The 18726-nt window shown below is 50.4% G+C and carries 13 protein-coding genes, 5 tRNA genes, 3 rRNA genes and 1 riboswitch; of the genes, 2 read left to right on the plus strand and 19 right to left on the minus strand.

The window, feature by feature from the left end; all coding sequences use genetic code 11:
- Positions 1-225 precede the first annotated feature (225 nt).
- The 11 genes from rplL to C1P89_RS18095 form a co-directional block, all read right to left on the minus strand.
- Positions 226-591, minus strand: a complete 366-nt coding sequence (gene rplL / locus C1P89_RS18045; RefSeq protein ID WP_000028879.1) for a 50S ribosomal protein L7/L12 — start codon at positions 589-591, stop codon at positions 226-228.
- Positions 592-657: 66 nt separating this feature from the next.
- On the minus strand, positions 658-1155 hold the full coding sequence (rplJ, locus tag C1P89_RS18050) for a 50S ribosomal protein L10 (RefSeq protein WP_001207201.1): 498 nt from the start codon (positions 1153-1155) through the stop codon (positions 658-660).
- 412 nt (positions 1156-1567) lie between these two features.
- Entirely contained in the window at positions 1568-2272 is a 705-nt protein-coding gene (gene rplA, locus C1P89_RS18055) for a 50S ribosomal protein L1 (RefSeq protein ID WP_001096684.1), read from the minus strand.
- Between the two features lie 3 nt (positions 2273-2275).
- Entirely contained in the window at positions 2276-2704 is a 429-nt protein-coding gene (gene rplK / locus C1P89_RS18060) for a 50S ribosomal protein L11 (protein WP_001085926.1), read from the minus strand.
- Between the two features lie 158 nt (positions 2705-2862).
- Complete coding sequence (gene nusG / locus C1P89_RS18065) at positions 2863-3408, minus strand: transcription termination/antitermination protein NusG (protein ID WP_001287516.1); 546 nt, start codon at positions 3406-3408, stop codon at positions 2863-2865.
- Position 3409: 1 nt separating this feature from the next.
- The gene (secE, locus tag C1P89_RS18070) at positions 3410-3793 is read right to left on the minus strand and encodes a preprotein translocase subunit SecE (RefSeq protein WP_001275702.1); all 384 of its coding nucleotides are present in this window, start codon (positions 3791-3793) and stop codon (positions 3410-3412) included.
- Positions 3794-4022: 229 nt separating this feature from the next.
- Positions 4023-5207, minus strand: coding sequence for an elongation factor Tu (gene tuf, locus C1P89_RS18075; protein WP_000031784.1), 1185 nt, complete (start codon positions 5205-5207; stop codon positions 4023-4025).
- Positions 5208-5321: 114 nt separating this feature from the next.
- Positions 5322-5397, minus strand: a tRNA-Thr gene (locus C1P89_RS18080).
- Positions 5398-5403: 6 nt separating this feature from the next.
- Positions 5404-5478 (minus strand) — tRNA-Gly (locus tag C1P89_RS18085).
- Between the two features lie 116 nt (positions 5479-5594).
- A tRNA-Tyr gene (locus tag C1P89_RS18090) sits at positions 5595-5679 on the minus strand.
- 8 nt (positions 5680-5687) lie between these two features.
- Positions 5688-5763: transfer RNA gene (locus C1P89_RS18095), tRNA-Thr, on the minus strand.
- Between the two features lie 361 nt (positions 5764-6124).
- Between C1P89_RS18095 and coaA the strand changes: the two genes are divergently transcribed.
- Positions 6125-7075 carry a type I pantothenate kinase gene (gene coaA / locus C1P89_RS18100; RefSeq protein ID WP_000023081.1) on the plus strand — a complete coding sequence of 317 codons (951 nt, stop codon included), beginning with the start codon at positions 6125-6127 and terminating at the stop codon, positions 7073-7075.
- A 28-nt stretch (positions 7076-7103) separates the two neighbouring features.
- On the opposite strand, the gene birA is transcribed toward coaA, so the two are convergent.
- The 8 genes from birA to btuB form a co-directional block, all read right to left on the minus strand.
- Positions 7104-8069 (minus strand): bifunctional biotin--[acetyl-CoA-carboxylase] ligase/biotin operon repressor BirA, encoded by a 966-nt coding sequence (birA, locus tag C1P89_RS18105; protein WP_000654614.1) that lies wholly within the window; start codon positions 8067-8069, stop codon positions 7104-7106.
- Complete coding sequence (gene murB, locus C1P89_RS18110; RefSeq protein ID WP_001016669.1) at positions 8066-9094, minus strand: UDP-N-acetylmuramate dehydrogenase; 1029 nt, start codon at positions 9092-9094, stop codon at positions 8066-8068. Before murB ends, birA begins: the two co-directional genes overlap by 4 nt.
- Positions 9095-9228: 134 nt before the next feature.
- Positions 9229-9344: ribosomal RNA gene (gene rrf, locus C1P89_RS18115) — 5S ribosomal RNA — on the minus strand.
- Positions 9345-9438: 94 nt separating this feature from the next.
- A 23S ribosomal RNA gene (locus C1P89_RS18120) occupies positions 9439-12340 on the minus strand.
- A gap of 193 nt (positions 12341-12533) precedes the next feature.
- A tRNA-Glu gene (locus C1P89_RS18125) sits at positions 12534-12609 on the minus strand.
- An 85-nt stretch (positions 12610-12694) separates the two neighbouring features.
- Positions 12695-14236 (minus strand): 16S ribosomal RNA (locus C1P89_RS18130).
- Together the 16S, 23S and 5S rRNA genes with 1 tRNA gene alongside form the textbook arrangement of a ribosomal RNA operon.
- 373 nt (positions 14237-14609) lie before the next feature.
- Positions 14610-15467 carry a glutamate racemase gene (murI, locus tag C1P89_RS18135; RefSeq protein WP_000201819.1) on the minus strand — a complete coding sequence of 286 codons (858 nt, stop codon included), beginning with the start codon at positions 15465-15467 and terminating at the stop codon, positions 14610-14612.
- Positions 15412-17256: a TonB-dependent vitamin B12 receptor BtuB gene (btuB, locus tag C1P89_RS18140; RefSeq protein ID WP_000591359.1), complete on the minus strand. Its 1845-nt coding sequence runs from the start codon at positions 17254-17256 to the stop codon at positions 15412-15414. Before btuB ends, murI begins: the two co-directional genes overlap by 56 nt.
- Before the next feature lie 65 nt (positions 17257-17321).
- Positions 17322-17511, minus strand: a riboswitch (cobalamin riboswitch).
- A gap of 113 nt (positions 17512-17624) precedes the next feature.
- Between btuB and trmA the strand changes: the two genes are divergently transcribed.
- Positions 17625-18725, plus strand: coding sequence for a tRNA (uridine(54)-C5)-methyltransferase TrmA (gene trmA / locus C1P89_RS18145; protein WP_000187019.1), 1101 nt, complete (start codon positions 17625-17627; stop codon positions 18723-18725).
- The last annotated feature ends 1 nt before the right edge of the window (position 18726 follow it).

The following is an 18726-nucleotide window of genomic DNA, read 5'->3' on the forward strand; positions in this document are numbered from 1 at the left end:
CCGCAATGCCTGTTGCTATCACGCTTAAACCATTTCATTGCGATTTACACAGAACGGACGTCCTGTCGCAGTATATTAAGTCGTCGATAGAAACAAGCATTGAAAGGCACAGCAGTAGTCAAACAGTGTGAAACGCTACTGGCGCCTTACAGCGCAAAAAGGCTGGTGACCAAAAAGTCACCAGCCATCAGCCTGATTTCTCAGGCTGCAACCGGAAGGGTTGGCTTATTTAACTTCAACTTCAGCGCCAGCTTCTTCCAGGGATTTTTTCAGTGCTTCTGCGTCGTCTTTGCTCACGCCTTCTTTCAGAGCAGCCGGTGCAGATTCTACCAGGTCTTTAGCTTCTTTCAGACCCAGGCCAGTTGCGCCACGTACTGCTTTGATAACAGCAACTTTGTTAGCGCCAGCAGCTTTCAGAATTACGTCGAATTCAGTTTTTTCTTCAGCAGCTTCAACCGGGCCAGCAGCTACAGCTACAGCAGCAGCAGCGGAAACACCGAATTTTTCTTCCATTGCAGAGATCAGTTCTACAACGTCCATTACAGACATAGCTGCAACTGCTTCAATGATTTGATCTTTAGTGATAGACATTTAAATTGTTCCTGAATATCAGAATAAGTTTATACGTAAGCGAATGCGTTAAAAAGATAACTGCGATTAAGCAGCTTCTTTCGCATCGCGTACAGCAGCCAGAGTACGAACCAGTTTACCAGCCGAAGCTTCTTTCATGGTTGCCATCAGGCGTGCAATTGCTTCTTCGTAGGTCGGCAGAGTTGCCAGGCGGTCGATCTGAGACGCCGGGATCAGCTCACCTTCAAAGGCAGCGGCTTTGACCTCAAATTTTGCATTCGCTTTCGCGAACTCTTTGAACAGACGAGCAGCAGCGCCCGGGTGTTCCATAGAGTATGCAATCAGGGTCGGACCAACAAACGCGTCTTTCAGGCACTCGAACGGAGTACCTTCAACAGCACGGCGCAGCAGGGTGTTACGAACAACACGCATGTATACGCCAGCTTCGCGACCTGCTTTACGCAGTTCAGTCATTTTATCTACAGTTACGCCACGGGAATCCGCAACTACTGCAGACAGCGCGCCTTTGGCTACTTCGCTGACTTCAGCAACAATCGCTTGTTTGTCTTGAAGATTTAAAGCCATTAGCTTTGCTCCTGGATGTTTGCCAGAGAAAATCTCTGGAACTCACTTCACTCCTCCAAGCGGAGAGAGCGTCTTAATTACGGTGAGCAGAAACAAGCCAGAATATAAAAGAATAATCTTAGCGTTCTGTCACCGTCTACGCAGGGGATTAAGTTTCTTGCGAAACTCCTGCGGTCTTCGACGGAGGCCTGGATAGGCCAGGCTCCAACGAACAAATCTTTTCTATCCGTCGCTATTCAACTTGTGGCGGCGTTGGCTTCCTTCATTCGCACCAGTCACATAGTTAGCTATGCTCCTGGCGACTCACTCAGTTGCCGCCTTGCCACAACCCGAATATCTCGGATATACGTCTGCATTAAGCATTATATGTGGGGGTAAGATTGTAGACAAAATCACCGCCCACGTAAAGGCATTAGTTTACAGAAGCGCTCAGGCCAGCCTGGTCAACTGCAACACCTGCACCCATGGTGGTGGAGATGCTAACTTTCTTGATGTACACGCCTTTCGCCTGAGTCGGTTTTGCTTTTTTCAGCGCAACCAGCAGAGCTTCCAGGTTTTCTTTCAGTTTGTCAGCGTCAAAGTCCACTTTACCGATGGTGGTGTGGATGATGCCGTTTTTGTCGTTACGGTAACGAACCTGGCCAGCTTTAGCGTTTTTAACCGCTTCAGCAACGTTCGGCGTTACAGTACCCACTTTCGGGTTTGGCATCAGGCCGCGCGGACCCAGAACCTGGCCCAGCTGGCCAACAACGCGCATTGCATCCGGAGAAGCAATAACAACGTCAAAGTTCATTTCGCCTTTCTTGATCTGGTCAGCCAGATCTTCCATACCTACCAGTTCTGCGCCTGCAGCTTTAGCAGCTTCAGCGTTTGCACCTTGGGTAAATACGGCTACGCGAACGGAACGGCCAGTACCGTGCGGCAGTACAGTTGCACCACGTACGTTCTGGTCAGATTTACGAGCGTCGATGCCGAGGTTAACAGCTACGTCCACGCTTTCTACGAATTTAGCAGTCGCCAGCTCTTTCAGCAGTGCGATAGCTTCGTTGATGTCGTACTGTTTGGTTGCATCAACTTTCTCGCGGATAACACGCATGCGCTTGGTCAGTTTAGCCATTTCTTAGTCCTCCACTACCAGGCCCATGGAACGTGCAGTACCTTCGATGGAGCGAGTCATCGCTTCAATGTCGGCACCAGTCATGTCGGCAGCTTTGGTCTGCGCGATTTCCTGCAGCTGAGCGCGGGAAATTTTACCCACTTTGTCTTTGTTCGGCTTACCGGAACCAGACTTGATACCAGCCGCTTTTTTCAGCAGAACTGCTGCCGGCGGAGTCTTGGTAACGAAAGTGAAAGAACGGTCAGCGTAAACGGTGATTACTACCGGAATCGGCAGACCTTTTTCGATGGAATCAGTTTTTGCGTTGAACGCTTTGCAGAATTCCATGATGTTTACGCCCTGCTGACCCAGAGCCGGACCTACTGGCGGACTCGGGTTAGCCATACCAGCTGCAACCTGCAGCTTGACATAGGCTTGTACTTTCTTAGCCATTATAAATTCCTCAAGTTGGGTAATAACGCCTCTGAGAGGCTCCCCGTGATATAAAAAATCGTTTTACGGGCAAGGCCCATAAAAACAAAAGGCGCGAAATTGTATTCCAATCTCACGCCTTGTGCAACGATTAAATCGCCGCTTTTTTGATCGCTGGGTTAGGCTTTTTCAACCTGGCTGAAGTCCAGCTCTACCGGGGTCGCACGACCGAAGATAGAAACAGACACTTTCAGACGAGATTTCTCGTAATCCACTTCTTCAACAACACCGTTGAAGTCAGCGAACGGACCATCATTAACACGGACCATTTCACCCGGTTCAAACAGCGTTTTCGGACGCGGCTTATCACCAACCTGCTGCAGGCGGTTCATAATCGCATCGACTTCTTTATCGCTGATTGGCGCAGGACGATCGGAAGTACCGCCGATGAAGCCCATCACACGCGGTACGCTGCGCACCAGGTGCCAGCTCGCGTCGTTCATCACCATCTGAACGAGGACGTAGCCAGGGAAGAATTTACGTTCGCTTTTGCGACGCTGACCGCCACGGATTTCAACCACTTCTTCGGTTGGTACCATGACTTCACCAAACAAATCTTCCATGTTGTGTAATTTGATATGCTCACGTAGCGACGTTGCTACGCGGCCTTCAAAACCGGAAAACGCCTGAACGACGTACCAGCGCTTTTTAGGAGCTTCAGACATCTCAGAACCTCAGGCCAGTGATAAAGGATACCAGGCGAACCAGAATACCATCCAGTCCCCACAGGATCAGTGACATTACTGCGGTAACCGCAGCCACAATCAGCGTGGTGTGCAATGTTTCCTGGCGAGTCGGCCAAATGACCTTACGGACTTCGGTACGCGCTTCACGGGCAAAAGCAACGGTAGCTTTACCTTTTGTCGTTAACAGCGCGACACCACCCGCTGCAGCAATCAGAATTACTACGGCCAGCGCACGCAGCGGCAGCATAATGTCGCGATAAAGGTAGTTGCCGACAATCGCCACCAGGAGCAATGCCACCACAACGACCCACTTCATCGCTTCCAGGCCGCGCCCGCTTCCTTGAGCTTCGGTATTCGCACTCATAAACCAACCTGTCAGAAGTTTTCTACAAACATTTTCACCCCGCGATCGCGAGGCAAACCAAATCGAAACGCGTATTAGCTTTTCGGATTATACGCCCTCAACAGAGCCTGTCTCAGCAATGATTATGACAAAGAAAATCACTGATGAGCCAGGTTCTGGTACGAAAGCGTGCAAAAAGGGCATCAAATGATGCCCTTTTAGTGCGCATTGCGTCAAATGTTATCGGCAATTAGCTCAGAACTTTTGCTACAACGCCCGCGCCAACGGTACGGCCGCCTTCACGGATTGCGAAACGCAGACCGTCGTCCATCGCGATCGGGTGGATCAGGGTAACAACCATTTTGATGTTGTCGCCCGGCATTACCATCTCTACGCCTTCCGGCAGTTCGATGGTACCAGTCACGTCAGTAGTACGGAAGTAGAACTGCGGACGGTAGCCTTTGAAGAACGGAGTATGACGACCGCCTTCATCTTTGGACAGAATGTACACTTCAGATTCGAACTTGGTGTGCGGCTTGATGGTGCCCGGCTTAGCCAGTACCTGACCACGTTCGATTTCTTCACGTTTGATACCACGCAGCAGAACACCTACGTTCTCACCAGCACGGCCTTCGTCCAGCAGTTTGCGGAACATTTCAACGCCAGTACAGGTAGACTTCTGAGTCTCTTTGATACCAACGATTTCAACTTCTTCACCAACTTTGATGATACCGCGTTCTACACGACCGGTAACAACGGTACCACGACCGGAGATGGAGAATACGTCTTCGATCGGCAGCAGGAACGGCTTGTCAATCGCACGCTCTGGTTCCGGAATGTAAGAATCCAGGAAGCCAGCCAGTTCCAGGATTTTCGCTTCCCACTCTGCGTCGCCTTCCAGCGCTTTCAGAGCAGAACCACGAACGATCGGAGTGTCGTCGCCCGGGAAGTCGTACTGAGACAGAAGTTCACGAACTTCCATTTCAACCAGTTCCAGCAGCTCTTCGTCATCAACCATGTCGCATTTGTTCAGGAACACGATGATGTACGGAACGCCTACCTGACGACCCAGCAGGATGTGCTCACGAGTCTGCGGCATCGGGCCGTCAGTCGCAGCAACTACCAGGATCGCGCCGTCCATCTGAGCAGCACCGGTGATCATGTTTTTAACATAGTCGGCGTGCCCCGGGCAGTCTACGTGTGCGTAGTGACGGGTCGGAGTGTCGTATTCAACGTGAGAAGTGTTGATGGTGATACCACGAGCTTTTTCTTCCGGCGCGTTATCGATCTGGTCGAATGCGCGAGCAGCACCGCCGTAGGTTTTAGCCAGTACGGTAGTGATTGCAGCGGTCAGCGTTGTTTTACCATGGTCAACGTGGCCGATAGTACCGACGTTAACGTGCGGTTTTGTACGTTCAAACTTTTCTTTAGACATCGATTGTCCCTCTAAGACACGGATAAATCGGTGATATCACCACATCAACCAGGCAACATGCCCGACTTGTTGAATGCAATAAACAGAAGGAAAAAACAGGGAGGAGAAAAGAAGTGGTGCTGATAGGCAGATTCGAACTGCCGACCTCACCCTTACCAAGGGTGCGCTCTACCAACTGAGCTATATCAGCACATCTTGGAGCGGGCAGCGGGAATCGAACCCGCATCATCAGCTTGGAAGGCTGAGGTAATAGCCATTATACGATGCCCGCATCCTGGAACTCGGCTACCTGATTTTCATTCTGCACTGAATATCGAGAGAAGCTCTCTTTATTCGAGCCGGTAAGCGAACTTATCGTCTCGGGCTACGCCATCGCGTGGCCGAAATTGGTGGTGGGGGAAGGATTCGAACCTTCGAAGTCTGTGACGGCAGATTTACAGTCTGCTCCCTTTGGCCGCTCGGGAACCCCACCGGACTTGATGGTGCCGACTACCGGAATCGAACTGGTGACCTACTGATTACAAGTCAGTTGCTCTACCTACTGAGCTAAGTCGGCATCAAGTAGCGCGCATTCTATGGAGACATGCGAGTTCATGCAACTAAAAAATTGCATAATTTGTTTTATTGGTCACATTTTATGCGACACGATGAAGAAACAGCCGAACGGAGGGCAGATTAGCACACTTTTTCAACATCATTGTGCTCAACAATGCGCTCCTGCTAAACCATAATTCTTTTTATCAGATGGAATATCTGTCACATTGCTTTTCAACGATAGCTTCCTGGCAGAGATTTTTTCTTATTATTCCTCCCCATCTGGTGTTACCCTCCTGCCCATTAACCCATTCAACAGAACTGTGACGCGCCATGGCAAATATCGCTTTGCCGATAGAGCTATGACCGCCAGAAACATGCTTATGAGTATAAAAGAGCAAACGTTAATGACGCCTTACCTACAGTTTGACCGCAACCAGTGGGCAGCTCTGCGTGATTCCGTACCTATGACGTTATCGGAAGATGAGATCGCCCGTCTCAAAGGTATTAATGAAGATCTCTCGTTAGAAGAAGTTGCCGAGATCTATTTACCTTTGTCACGTTTGCTGAACTTCTATATAAGCTCGAATCTGCGCCGTCAGGCAGTTCTGGAACAGTTTCTTGGTACCAACGGGCAACGCATTCCTTACATTATCAGTATTGCTGGCAGTGTCGCGGTGGGGAAAAGTACAACCGCCCGTGTATTGCAGGCGCTATTAAGCCGTTGGCCGGAACATCGTCGTGTTGAACTGATCACTACAGATGGCTTCCTTCACCCTAATCAGGTTCTGAAAGAACGTGGTCTGATGAAGAAGAAAGGCTTCCCGGAATCGTATGATATGCATCGCCTGGTGAAGTTTGTTTCCGATCTCAAGTCCGGCGTGCCAAACGTTACAGCCCCTGTTTACTCGCATCTTATTTATGATGTGATCCCGGATGGAGATAAAACTGTTGTTCAGCCTGATATTTTAATTCTTGAAGGGTTAAATGTCTTACAGAGCGGGATGGATTATCCACACGATCCACATCATGTATTTGTTTCTGATTTTGTCGATTTTTCGATATATGTTGATGCACCGGAAGACTTACTTCAGACGTGGTATATCAACCGTTTTCTGAAATTCCGCGAAGGGGCTTTTACCGACCCGGATTCCTATTTTCATAACTACGCGAAATTAACTAAAGAAGAAGCGATTAAGACTGCCATGACATTGTGGAAAGAGATCAACTGGCTGAACTTAAAGCAAAATATTCTACCTACTCGTGAGCGCGCCAGTTTAATCCTGACGAAAAGTGCTAATCATGCGGTAGAAGAGGTCAGACTACGCAAATAATTTGCAGGGGAGCGAATACTCCCCTTTCTTATTTTTCTGCACTACGCAGGGATATTTCACCGCCCATCCAGGGTTTTATTATTCCATCCTGCTCAAGTAATAAAGCCCCCTGTTTGTCTATTCCGCGTGAAATGCCAAATATTTCTTTATCACCAATGATAAGTTTCACTGGGCGATTAATAAAATTATCCAGCTTTTCCCAGCGCGACAGATAAGGTGCCAATCCTTCTTGTTCGAAGAGTTCCAACGCAGCACGTAATTCACGTATTAGCATGGCCGCCAACGTATTACGATCGAGATTGATCCCCGCTTCCTGCAGCGTGATCCACCCCTGATTAACGACACTCTCTTCAACACGGCGCATTGCCATGTTGATCCCGGCTCCAATGACTATTTGCGCCGCATCGCCAGTTTTGCCAGTCAGCTCCACAAGAATGCCTGCCAGCTTGCGATCCTGCAGATAGAGGTCATTAGGCCATTTGACACGAACTTTATCTGCTCCCAGCTTGCGTAATACTTCCGCCATCACGATACCGATAACCAGACTTAAACCAATCGCCGCCGCCGGGCCTTGTTCCAGACGCCAGAACATCGACAAATATAAGTTTGCGCCAAAAGGCGAAAACCATTTCCGCCCCCGGCGACCACGGCCAGCCTGCTGGTATTCTGCAACACAGGCATCGCCCGATTTAAGCTCTCCGATACGATCAAGAAGGTACTGATTCGTGGAGTCAATAACTGGCAGCACGGCTACACTACCGCCATCCAGCTGACCCAATATCTGTTCAGCATTAAGTAACTGGATGGGCTCAGGCAGGCTGTATCCTTTACCCGGAACGGTAAAGACATCAACGCCCCAGTCACGCAGTGTCTGAATGTGTTTATTAATAGCCGCCCGGCTCATTCCCAGCGTTTCACCCAACTGCTCGCCAGAGTGAAATTCACCGTTCGCTAACAGGGCAATCAATTTCAGTGGCACGGTGTTATCCTTCATGAAATTGTCTCCACTGCGCTCACTTCACCTGATGCACCAATAAAGCGGACTTCAGGCTCAAGCCAGACATTAAATTTTTCACCCACTTTTTGTCTTACATGGTGTGCCAGTTGCACCACATCTTCGCTTTTTGCATTGTCTTCATTAATGAGAACTAACGCCTGTTGACGGTGCACCGCAGCCCCACCCATTTGCATCCCTTTTAGCTGGCACTGATCAATAAGCCAACCTGCTGCCAGTTTTACTGAACCACCCGCCTGGGGGTAATTTGGTGCTGTTGGAAATTGCGCCAGTAATGCTTTAGCCGTTTCGGCAGATACAACAGGGTTTTTGAAGAAACTACCGGCATTGCCATTCACTTTTGGATCAGGGAGTTTGGTGGTGCGCATATGACACACCGCATTAAATACTTGCTGTGGCGTTACTGTTGTAGGATCCAGACGAGTTAAGTCACCATACGTTAGTACAGGTTGCCACTCTTTTGGCAGACGCAGACCTACGGCTACAATGGCGAAGCGATCCTGGTATTCATGTTTAAAAATACTGTCGCGATAGCCAAAACGGCACTCTTTGGCAGTTAAGCGCACTTGCTTGCCTGTCGCCAGTTCAACACAATCAACATAAGCGCAAACTCGCTGTAATTCTACGCCATAAGCACCAATATTCTGGATAGGTGATGAGCCGACACAACCAGGAATTAATGCCAGATTTTCCAGACCAGGCATACCTTCCTGCAAAGTGTATTTTACCAGGCGATGCCAGTTTTCTCCGGCTCCTACATGTAAATACCACGCATCAGGTTCATCATGAATTTCGATACCTTTGATCCGGTTGATGATCACCGTGCCACGATAGTCTTCCAGAAAAAGTACATTACTTCCTTCACCCAGAATAAGAACGGGTTGTCCTTCTGCGGTTGCATGCTGCCAGGCATTGAGTAATTGTTGTTCGTCTTCGGCACATACAATGTGCTGAGCATTATGATCAATGCCAAATGTGTTCCAGGGTTTTAAGGAGTGGTTCATAGCTGCTTTCCTGATGCAAAAACAAGGCTAGTTTACCGTATCTGTGGGGGGATGGCTTGTAGATATGACGACAGGAAGAGTTTGTAGAAACGCAAAAAGGCCATCCGTCAGGATGGCCTTCTGCTTAATTTGATGCCTGGCAGTTCCCTACTCTCGCATGGGGAGACCCCACACTACCATCGGCGCTACGGCGTTTCACTTCTGAGTTCGGCATGGGGTCAGGTGGGACCACCGCGCTACGGCCGCCAGGCAAATTCTGTTTCATCAGACCGCTTCTGCGTTCTGATTTAATCTGTATCAGGCTGAAAATCTTCTCTCATCCGCCAAAACATCTTCGGCGTTGTAAGGTTAAGCCTCACGGTTCATTAGTACCGGTTAGCTCAACGCATCGCTGCGCTTACACACCCGGCCTATCAACGTCGTCGTCTTCAACGTTCCTTCAGGACCCTTAAAGGGTCAGGGAGAACTCATCTCGGGGCAAGTTTCGTGCTTAGATGCTTTCAGCACTTATCTCTTCCGCATTTAGCTACCGGGCAGTGCCATTGGCATGACAACCCGAACACCAGTGATGCGTCCACTCCGGTCCTCTCGTACTAGGAGCAGCCCCCCTCAGTTCTCCAGCGCCCACGGCAGATAGGGACCGAACTGTCTCACGACGTTCTAAACCCAGCTCGCGTACCACTTTAAATGGCGAACAGCCATACCCTTGGGACCTACTTCAGCCCCAGGATGTGATGAGCCGACATCGAGGTGCCAAACACCGCCGTCGATATGAACTCTTGGGCGGTATCAGCCTGTTATCCCCGGAGTACCTTTTATCCGTTGAGCGATGGCCCTTCCATTCAGAACCACCGGATCACTATGACCTGCTTTCGCACCTGCTCGCGCCGTCACGCTCGCAGTCAAGCTGGCTTATGCCATTGCACTAACCTCCTGATGTCCGACCAGGATTAGCCAACCTTCGTGCTCCTCCGTTACTCTTTAGGAGGAGACCGCCCCAGTCAAACTACCTACCAGACACTGTCCGCAACCCGGATCACGGGTCCACGTTAGAACATCAAACATTAAAGGGTGGTATTTCAAGGCCGGCTCCATGCAGACTGGCGTCCACACTTCAAAGCCTCCCACCTATCCTACACATCAAGGCTCAATGTTCAGTGTCAAGCTATAGTAAAGGTTCACGGGGTCTTTCCGTCTTGCCGCGGGTACACTGCATCTTCACAGCGAGTTCAATTTCACTGAGTCTCGGGTGGAGACAGCCTGGCCATCATTACGCCATTCGTGCAGGTCGGAACTTACCCGACAAGGAATTTCGCTACCTTAGGACCGTTATAGTTACGGCCGCCGTTTACCGGGGCTTCGATCAAGAGCTTCGCTTGCGCTGACCCCATCAATTAACCTTCCGGCACCGGGCAGGCGTCACACCGTATACGTCCACTTTCGTGTTTGCACAGTGCTGTGTTTTTAATAAACAGTTGCAGCCAGCTGGTATCTTCGACTGATTTCAGCTCCATCCGCAAGGGACTTCACCTACATATCAGCGTGCCTTCTCCCGAAGTTACGGCACCATTTTGCCTAGTTCCTTCACCCGAGTTCTCTCAAGCGCCTTGGTATTCTCTACCTGACCACCTGTGTCGGTTTGGGGTACGATTTGATGTTACCTGATGCTTAGAGGCTTTTCCTGGAAGCAGGGCATTTGTTGCTTCAGCACCGTAGTGCCTCGTCATCACGCCTCAGCCTTGATTTTCCGGATTTGCCTGGAAAACCAGCCTACACGCTTAAACCGGGACAACCGTCGCCCGGCCAACATAGCCTTCTCCGTCCCCCTTCGCAGTAACACCAAGTACAGGAATATTAACCTGTTTCCCATCGACTACGCCTTTCGGCCTCGCCTTAGGGGTCGACTCACCCTGCCCCGATTAACGTTGGACAGGAACCCTTGGTCTTCCGGCGAGCGGGCTTTTCACCCGCTTTATCGTTACTTATGTCAGCATTCGCACTTCTGATACCTCCAGCATGCCTCACAGCACACCTTCGCAGGCTTACAGAACGCTCCCCTACCCAACAACGCATAAGCGTCGCTGCCGCAGCTTCGGTGCATGGTTTAGCCCCGTTACATCTTCCGCGCAGGCCGACTCGACCAGTGAGCTATTACGCTTTCTTTAAATGATGGCTGCTTCTAAGCCAACATCCTGGCTGTCTGGGCCTTCCCACATCGTTTCCCACTTAACCATGACTTTGGGACCTTAGCTGGCGGTCTGGGTTGTTTCCCTCTTCACGACGGACGTTAGCACCCGCCGTGTGTCTCCCGTGATAACATTCTCCGGTATTCGCAGTTTGCATCGGGTTGGTAAGTCGGGATGACCCCCTTGCCGAAACAGTGCTCTACCCCCGGAGATGAATTCACGAGGCGCTACCTAAATAGCTTTCGGGGAGAACCAGCTATCTCCCGGTTTGATTGGCCTTTCACCCCCAGCCACAAGTCATCCGCTAATTTTTCAACATTAGTCGGTTCGGTCCTCCAGTTAGTGTTACCCAACCTTCAACCTGCCCATGGCTAGATCACCGGGTTTCGGGTCTATACCCTGCAACTTAACGCCCAGTTAAGACTCGGTTTCCCTTCGGCTCCCCTATTCGGTTAACCTTGCTACAGAATATAAGTCGCTGACCCATTATACAAAAGGTACGCAGTCACACGCCTAAGCGTGCTCCCACTGCTTGTACGTACACGGTTTCAGGTTCTTTTTCACTCCCCTCGCCGGGGTTCTTTTCGCCTTTCCCTCACGGTACTGGTTCACTATCGGTCAGTCAGGAGTATTTAGCCTTGGAGGATGGTCCCCCATATTCAGACAGGATACCACGTGTCCCGCCCTACTCATCGAGCTCACAATATGTGTATTTTTGTGTACGGGGCTGTCACCCTGTATCGCGCGCCTTTCCAGACGCTTCCACTAACACACACACTGATTCAGGCTCTGGGCTCCTCCCCGTTCGCTCGCCGCTACTGGGGGAATCTCGGTTGATTTCTTTTCCTCGGGGTACTTAGATGTTTCAGTTCCCCCGGTTCGCCTCATTAACCTATGGATTCAGTTAATGATAGTGTGTCGAAACACACTGGGTTTCCCCATTCGGAAATCGCCGGTTATAACGGTTCATATCACCTTACCGACGCTTATCGCAGATTAGCACGTCCTTCATCGCCTCTGACTGCCAGGGCATCCACCGTGTACGCTTAGTCGCTTAACCTCACAACCCGAAGATGTTTCTTTCGATTCATCATCGTGTTGCGAAAATTCGAGAGACTCACGAACAACTTTCGTTGTTCAGTGTTTCAATTTTCAGCTTGATCCAGATTTTTAAAGAGCAAATATCTCAAACATCACCCGAAGATGAGTTTTGAGATATTAAGGCAGGTGACTTTCACTCACAAACCAGCAAGTGGCGTCCCCTAGGGGATTCGAACCCCTGTTACCGCCGTGAAAGGGCGGTGTCCTGGGCCTCTAGACGAAGGGGACGTATCAGTCTGCTTCGCAAGACGCCTTGCTTTTCACTTTCTATCAGACAATCTGTGTGAGCACTGCAAAGTACGCTTCTTTAAGGTAAGGAGGTGATCCAACCGCAGGTTCCCCTACGGTTACCTTGTTACGACTTCACCCCAGTCATGAATCACAAAGTGGTAAGCGCCCTCCCGAAGGTTAAGCTACCTACTTCTTTTGCAACCCACTCCCATGGTGTGACGGGCGGTGTGTACAAGGCCCGGGAACGTATTCACCGTGGCATTCTGATCCACGATTACTAGCGATTCCGACTTCATGGAGTCGAGTTGCAGACTCCAATCCGGACTACGACGCACTTTATGAGGTCCGCTTGCTCTCGCGAGGTCGCTTCTCTTTGTATGCGCCATTGTAGCACGTGTGTAGCCCTGGTCGTAAGGGCCATGATGACTTGACGTCATCCCCACCTTCCTCCAGTTTATCACTGGCAGTCTCCTTTGAGTTCCCGGCCGGACCGCTGGCAACAAAGTATAAGGGTTGCGCTCGTTGCGGGACTTAACCCAACATTTCACAACACGAGCTGACGACAGCCATGCAGCACCTGTCTCACGGTTCCCGAAGGCACATTCTCATCTCTGAAAACTTCCGTGGATGTCAAGACCAGGTAAGGTTCTTCGCGTTGCATCGAATTAAACCACATGCTCCACCGCTTGTGCGGGCCCCCGTCAATTCATTTGAGTTTTAACCTTGCGGCCGTACTCCCCAGGCGGTCGACTTAACGCGTTAGCTCCGGAAGCCACGCCTCAAGGGCACAACCTCCAAGTCGACATCGTTTACGGCGTGGACTACCAGGGTATCTAATCCTGTTTGCTCCCCACGCTTTCGCACCTGAGCGTCAGTCTTCGTCCAGGGGGCCGCCTTCGCCACCGGTATTCCTCCAGATCTCTACGCATTTCACCGCTACACCTGGAATTCTACCCCCCTCTACGAGACTCAAGCTTGCCAGTATCAGATGCAGTTCCCAGGTTGAGCCCGGGGATTTCACATCTGACTTAACAAACCGCCTGCGTGCGCTTTACGCCCAGTAATTCCGATTAACGCTTGCACCCTCCGTATTACCGCGGCTGCTGGCACGGAGTTAGCCGGTGCTTCTTCTGCGGGTAACGTCAATGAGCAAAGGTATTAACTTTACTCCCTTCCTCCCCGCTGAAAGTACTTTACAACCCGAAGGCCTTCTTCATACACGCGGCATGGCTGCATCAGGCTTGCGCCCATTGTGCAATATTCCCCACTGCTGCCTCCCGTAGGAGTCTGGACCGTGTCTCAGTTCCAGTGTGGCTGGTCATCCTCTCAGACCAGCTAGGGATCGTCGCCTAGGTGAGCCGTTACCCCACCTACTAGCTAATCCCATCTGGGCACATCCGATGGCAAGAGGCCCGAAGGTCCCCCTCTTTGGTCTTGCGACGTTATGCGGTATTAGCTACCGTTTCCAGTAGTTATCCCCCTCCATCAGGCAGTTTCCCAGACATTACTCACCCGTCCGCCACTCGTCAGCGAAACAGCAAGCTGTTTCCTGTTACCGTTCGACTTGCATGTGTTAGGCCTGCCGCCAGCGTTCAATCTGAGCCATGATCAAACTCTTCAATTTAAAAGTTTGATGCTCAAAGAATTAAACTTCGTAATGAATTACGTGTTCACTCTTGAGACTTGGTATTCATTTTTCGTCTTGCGACGTTAAGAATCCGTATCTTCGAGTGCCCACACAGATTGTCTGATAAATTGTTAAAGAGCAGTGCCGCTTCGCTTTTTCTCAGCGGCGCGAGGTGTGCATAATACGCTTTCCCGCTACAGAGTCAAGCATTTTTTTTGCTTTTCTCTGTTGAGATTCTCAGGAGAACCCCGCTGACCCGGCGGCGTGTTTGCCGTTGTTCCGTGTCAGTGGTGGCGCATTATAGGGAGTTATTCCGGCCTGACAAGAGGAAATTTAAAATAATTTTCTGACCGCGCAACATTCAACCAAATCAGCCTAAAACTGCCAGTTTTTCGAGCGTTTCGAAGCCGTAACGCTGTAAAACGGGCAATAATTGTTCAGCTTCTGGCGTCATTGCCATACAAAAGGCAATATTCGCATCGGCAGATTTTGCATCCGGGGCTTCATGTTCTAACAACCAGGCCGTTCGGCGAGCAATCGCTGCGCCAGAATCCACCAGCCGGGTTCCCTCTGGCAGCACTTGTAACAGTTCTTCTTGTAGTAGAGGGAAATGGGTGCAACCCAATACAACGGTATCTGGCGGCTCTTTCATTCTTAACCACGGGCGTAGGATACGTTTTAGTGCATCCAGAGAAACATCTTCGCCATGTAGCTTCGCTTCAGCCAACTCAACCATCTCTGCCGAGCCCAGCATTTCTATCTGGCATTCATTAGCGAAACGCGCGATCAGCTCATGAGTATAAGAACGTTTAACTGTTCCGCGGGTTGCCAGTAATCCGACAATGCCATTTGCCGTCAGACGTGCAGCAGGTTTAATCGCCGGCACGACACCAACAACCGGGAAGTCGAACTTTTCGCGTAATGCAGGAAGTGAAACGGTACTGGCAGTGTTGCAAGCGACCACAGCCAGCGCAAGGGGATAACGTTCTTGCACCGCGGTGACAATTGCCACCACTCGCTCAACAATAAACGCTTCGCTTTTTTCGCCATACGGGAAAGCGACGTTATCGAAAGCATAAATGTAATGGAGATCCGGTAAGAGATGCCGGATCTCGTCATAGACCGACAACCCACCGACGCCGGAGTCAAACACCAGCACGGTGGGACGTGGTTCAGAAGGTGTAGCTGCCAGACAAGGTGTATTCCCGTCCTGCAGTTTGGTAGCCATAGACTGTCTCATAATCTTTGTCGAACAGGTTGGCTATTTTACCACGAACTGTCAGGTGAGAGGTGACCGGATACGCAACCGCAAGATCCCACAAGCTCACACCGCCCATTTTAACGGTTTGATAAGGATAAGATGAGTAATCCTTATCATAGCGAGTGCCTAAATACTGATAAGTAATACCCCAGTCGAAGTCATACAACTGCCAGTCGAGCTGGTATTTCACCTGCTGTTTAGCACGGCGTAACAACGGCGTGTCGGTAATCGCATTGCGCGCATCGACATAATCATAACTCACAGTATGCGTCAGTGGTCCGGTATCAAAATTGGCGGTCGCCTCGACGCCCTTAATCCGCGCTTTCCCTTCGTTGTAATATTTCAGGGTGTGATCATCATAATCGATCAAGTCACTGACATCGTTACGATATCCGGAAATACGCCAGTTCACCCCAGCGGTTAAGCCTTCAAACGCGCCTTCCCACTGTTTGCTTTTCTCCGGGTCCAGATTCGGATTTCCGTAGAAGCCATACAGTTGCCCCAGATTTGGTGCCTTATAAGATGTCCCGTAGGAAGCAATGAAGCGATAACCTTCGATGAATTCCCAACCGGCGCTGGTTTGCCAGGTTCCATGACGACCAAACTGTGAGTTATCGTCACTGCGTGCTGCGCCTTCAAAGGTAAAATCGCCGACTTGTTGCAGCCCGGTCAGATAGATGCCGGTATTACGTTGATCATATCCATCCTCAACATAACCTGTACCCGGCGTCGTAGTCTGTTTCTGCCAGTCGACACCCGCACCAATACTACCGTGACCAACGATGACATTGTTTGCCCACTGGACGGTGTATTGCTTCATCTCATCGAGCGTCGCCGACGAATCATAACGACCATAATGGGGATCGTAGTTGTAATCTTTGCTATGGCTATAGCTGGTAATGAGTTGTGATTTAATCAGTTCGCCGTTATAGCGCAGCCCGGCGTCCCAACTTTGGCTATAGAGTTTACGGGTATCGAGCAACGGTGAACCGGGAGAATAATACGCGTCATAATTGGTACGGTTATCATAGCCATAGCCGCGCACAAAGCCGCTCCAGGCATCAGTAAAGTTATGCTCCAGCGCGCCATAAAGCGTTTTACTTAAAAAACCATCGTTATCTGTCTGCGCTTGCGTTCCTGTATTACCATAGGCAACAACATCATAACCATGAGTATGGGCATAATCGCCCAACAGCGTTACCCGTGTCTTATCCCCCAGTTGTTGCTGCGTAGAGACATCATAGTTCTGATAACTATTGCTTCCCCACCCTGCTGAAATTTCCGTTCCGGGTTCATCGCGCGTCGTGATGATATTCACCACCCCGCCTATTGCATCGGAACCATAAACAGCGGAGCGCGGCCCACGGATATATTCAACACGCTGGACAAGCGCAATAGGGAACTGGCTAAGGTCGGCAGAACCACTCACCCCCGCCAGATTCAGGCGTACGCCATCAATTAACACCAACACATGACTGGCATTTGTACCGCGAATAAAAATAGATGAGAGCTGACCTGAACCGCCGTTTTGGGTGATATCGACGCCCGGAAGACGGCGCAGCACATCATTGACCGAGGTCGACTGCCAGCGGTCGATATCCTGACGGGTCACAACGGTGGTTGGTGCAAGCACAGTGCTGCGCGGCTGTTCAAAACGGTTAGCAGTAACGACGAGAGTATCCGGGCTGGTATCCTGTGCCCAAGCGGAAAAGGCTGTGACAGAACACGCCGTCAGCAGCGAAGCTTTTTTAATCATTGTAAAGCATCCACAATAGAAGAAGGATGCCGCAGGTTTCATCAATATTACGCGATGATGAGAACCAGATGCGACGTTGGCCGGCAGGTCTTCGGGCTTGGAGGGGTATCTAAGATACTAAGAGATGATGACTTCCCACCGGATGGCAGTGTCCGCATAACGCAATCATCGCACCTTTCCTTACCGCTGCGCGTCAGCTCCAGATTCGCACTGGATTCCCTATTAACTCACAGGACCGACAAGTGGATGCTACAGGTTGTAACAAGTTACTGTCCAGACGTAGCTCACAAATAGGAATTCATCAAGATCTGGACATCTGATGAGCAATCCCTACAATCGCCGCGTACTTTAATTTTTCAGGATACATCATGACCCCCGAACACCTTCCAACAGAACAGTATGAAGCGCAGTTAGCCGAAAAAGTGGTACGTTTGCAAAGTATGATGGCACCGTTTTCTGACCTGGTTCCGGAAGTGTTTCGCTCGCCGGTCAGTCATTACCGGATGCGTGCGGAGTTCCGCATCTGGCACGATGGCGATGACCTGTATCACATCATTTTCGATCAACAAACCAAAAGCCGTATCCGCGTGGATAGCTTCCCCGCCGCCAGTGAACTTATCAACCAGTTGATGACGGCGATGATTGCGGGTGTGCGTAATAATCCCGTTCTGCGCCACAAGTTGTTCCAGATTGATTACCTCACCACGCTGAGTAATCAGGCGGTGGTTTCCCTGCTATACCATAAGAAGCTGGATGATGAGTGGCGTCAGGAAGCGGAGGCCCTGCGCGATGCACTGCGCGCGCAGAATCTGAATGTGCATCTGATTGGTCGGGCAACGAAAACCAAAATCGAGCTGGATCAAGATTACATCGACGAGCGTCTGCCGGTCGCAGGGAAAGAGATGATCTACCGTCAGGTAGAAAACAGCTTTACCCAGCCGAACGCGGCGATGAATATTCAGATGCTGGAATGGGCGCTGGACGTAACCAAAGGCTCAAAAGGCGATTTACTGGAGCTGTACTGCGGCAACGGTAACTTTTCATTAGCGCTGGCGCGCAATTTTGATCGGGTATTAGCCACCGAAATCGCTAAGCCGTCGGTTGCTGCTGCGCAATACAACATCGCAGCTAACCATATTGATAACGTACAAATTATTCGTATGGCGGCAGAAGAATTTACTCAGGCGATGAATGGTGTGCGCGAGTTTAACCGCCTGCAAGGGATCGACTTAAAGAGTTATCAGTGCGAAACCATTTTTGTCGACCCACCGCGCAGCGGTCTGGACAGTGAAACCGAGAAAATGGTGCAGGCGTATCCGTGTATTTTGTACATCTCCTGTAACCCGGAAACGTTATGCAAGAATCTGGAAACATTAAGCCAGACGCACAAGGTCGAACGTCTGGCTCTGTTTGATCAGTTCCCCTACACGCACCATATGGAGTGCGGCGTATTACTGACCGCGAAGTAAA

This window comes from Shigella sonnei (assembly GCF_002950395.1).
Taxonomy (GTDB): Bacteria; Pseudomonadota; Gammaproteobacteria; order Enterobacterales; family Enterobacteriaceae; genus ECMA0423.

Excerpts from the sequence above, each read along its gene's own strand:
- secE (WP_001275702.1), bottom strand. The coding sequence starts at position 3,793 with ATGAGTGCGAATACCGAAGCTCAAGGAAGCGGGCGCGGCCTGGAAGCG.
- tuf (WP_000031784.1), bottom strand. The coding sequence starts at position 5,207 with ATGTCTAAAGAAAAGTTTGAACGTACAAAACCGCACGTTAACGTCGGT.
- rplJ (WP_001207201.1), bottom strand. The coding sequence starts at position 1,155 with ATGGCTTTAAATCTTCAAGACAAACAAGCGATTGTTGCTGAAGTCAGC.
- nusG (WP_001287516.1), bottom strand. The coding sequence starts at position 3,408 with ATGTCTGAAGCTCCTAAAAAGCGCTGGTACGTCGTTCAGGCGTTTTCC.
- btuB (WP_000591359.1), bottom strand. The coding sequence starts at position 17,256 with ATGATTAAAAAAGCTTCGCTGCTGACGGCGTGTTCTGTCACAGCCTTT.
- murB (WP_001016669.1), bottom strand. The coding sequence starts at position 9,094 with ATGAACCACTCCTTAAAACCCTGGAACACATTTGGCATTGATCATAAT.
- rplL (WP_000028879.1), bottom strand. The coding sequence starts at position 591 with ATGTCTATCACTAAAGATCAAATCATTGAAGCAGTTGCAGCTATGTCT.
- birA (WP_000654614.1), bottom strand. The coding sequence starts at position 8,069 with ATGAAGGATAACACCGTGCCACTGAAATTGATTGCCCTGTTAGCGAAC.
- murI (WP_000201819.1), bottom strand. The coding sequence starts at position 15,467 with ATGGCTACCAAACTGCAGGACGGGAATACACCTTGTCTGGCAGCTACA.
- coaA (WP_000023081.1), top strand. The coding sequence starts at position 6,125 with ATGAGTATAAAAGAGCAAACGTTAATGACGCCTTACCTACAGTTTGAC.
- trmA (WP_000187019.1), top strand. The coding sequence starts at position 17,625 with ATGACCCCCGAACACCTTCCAACAGAACAGTATGAAGCGCAGTTAGCC.
- rplK (WP_001085926.1), bottom strand. The coding sequence starts at position 2,704 with ATGGCTAAGAAAGTACAAGCCTATGTCAAGCTGCAGGTTGCAGCTGGT.
- rplA (WP_001096684.1), bottom strand. The coding sequence starts at position 2,272 with ATGGCTAAACTGACCAAGCGCATGCGTGTTATCCGCGAGAAAGTTGAT.